We start from the raw sequence: 1,693 nt of genomic DNA, 5'->3' as shown, positions 1-1,693 counted from the left end.
TTCCCCCTGTTTAACCTGTACCGGGGATGGCCCAGGGTGCAGAATGAGCATTTTGAATTTCTATCCGCCTCACGAAAGTCGTATGCCTTCGCAATCGACGGCGACGCCTTCGTGAGTGGCAGCCTTGGCTTCTCGCCTTTCATGACATGGCACCAAGACATGGCACGAAAAGGTCCTCGGGGACCCCGAGGCTGTGCTTCGAGTCGGCAGCAAGCGATATCCCCGTTGGCTGAACAAGTTTGAGAATCCTGCGCTGGGAGCCCGACTAAAGGAACAGGGCAAGAGGACGCACGGCGGCAGCCCCGACGAGAGCTCGGACACATGGTTCTTCCGTCTGGATCCGCCGAGCGGATCTTCGGCCAAGCGCAGTCGCCCGGCGGAACGCAAGCTCGAAGCAGGCCCCGGGGGTAGGGCGACACCTCGGCCATGTGTCAGCTGGGCGGTTTTATTACCCGTCCCGTTTCAGGCGTTGTTCCGCAGCACCTGGCCGGCTCGCTCGCCGGTAAGCTCGCCCTCGGACACGATCACACTCCCATTGCAGATCGTCGCACGGTAGCCCTGCGCCTTCTGAATCAAGCGCGGCACGCCGCCCGGGAAGTCGGTCACCAGCGTGGGCTGTCCTTCCACGACGACGTCGGTGTTGATCACATTGACATCGGCTCGCATGCCGACCGCCAGGGTGCCTCGATCGCTAAATCCTAGAATGCGGGCTTGTGCGCTCGTCAGCAGGCGAACCGTTTCGGCCAAACTGAAGGTGCCCTTCTTACGATACCAATGCGAAAGCATGAAGGTCGGCCAGCCGGCGTCGATGATTTGGGTGAGATGCGCTCCCGCATCGCCGAGGCTCGGCAATACCCAATCGTTCTGGAGAAACTCTTCGACGGCTGTGTAGTCGTGATTAAAGAAGCGGACATGAAAGAGTGCCTCGCCATCGCTTTCATCCATGGTTCGCAGCCAGGTTTCCGATGGATGTTCTCCTGCGGCCTTGGCGAGTGCGGGAAGATTTTCGCTTTGGTCCTTGTCGTAAGTCGGCGCTTCCCCATCGCCCAGGGAAAAGAAGCTTGGCGCAAACATGTCGACGAACTTTGACTGCTTGGCTTCTTCGATCAGTTTCGCTCGCGTTTCATCGTCTCGAATGGCTTCGAGACGATCTTCGAAGCCGAGCTTGACGAGTTCGCGCCATGCTGCTGTCATGGAGCCGGGAACGAATGTGTCGGGCGGCATGATCATGATGTTGGTTTTGAGACCCGACAAGAACCCGCCCGAGCGCGGCAAGGTCAAGGCCGTGACATCCAAGCCCTCGGCTCGCATCCCCTCCACGTGATCCGCATATGCATTCGCCTTGCCATCGGGACCGGGAACATGGGGTGCGGTGAAGATGGCGCGGGTGTTGGCCGCCAGCGCTTGCTCGCGAAGGATTTTCATTTCGGATTCGAATCTTGAGTATTCAAGAACGTTCTGCACCAGGCCGTTGTTCTCACCGAGTGCCTTGGCAATGGCGACCATCTCCTCGGTCTTGGCGAAGGTGCCGGGGATGCTTCGGCCGTCGGGCATGCGGTGGGCCAACAGTCGGCTACTGGAGAAGCCAACTGCACCCTCTGCAACCGATTTCCCGACCAACGCCGCCATCTGCTCGATCTCATCGGGCGTCGGCTCTTCGTCGACACCACGATCGCCCATCACGTAGGTTCGG

General features: G+C 59.7%; 1 protein-coding gene. It reads right to left on the bottom strand.

Features of this window, described 5'->3' with window-relative positions; all coding sequences use genetic code 11:
* Positions 1-462: 462 nt before the first annotated feature.
* On the bottom strand, positions 463-1,693 hold a 1,231-nt coding region (locus OSA81_13775; GenBank protein MDE0900071.1), incomplete at its 5' end, for an amidohydrolase family protein.

This window comes from Longimicrobiales bacterium (assembly GCA_028823235.1).
Lineage (GTDB): Bacteria > Gemmatimonadota > Gemmatimonadetes > Longimicrobiales > Gaopeijiaceae > UBA2589.
This window is presented reverse-complemented; position numbering and strand designations above follow the sequence as displayed.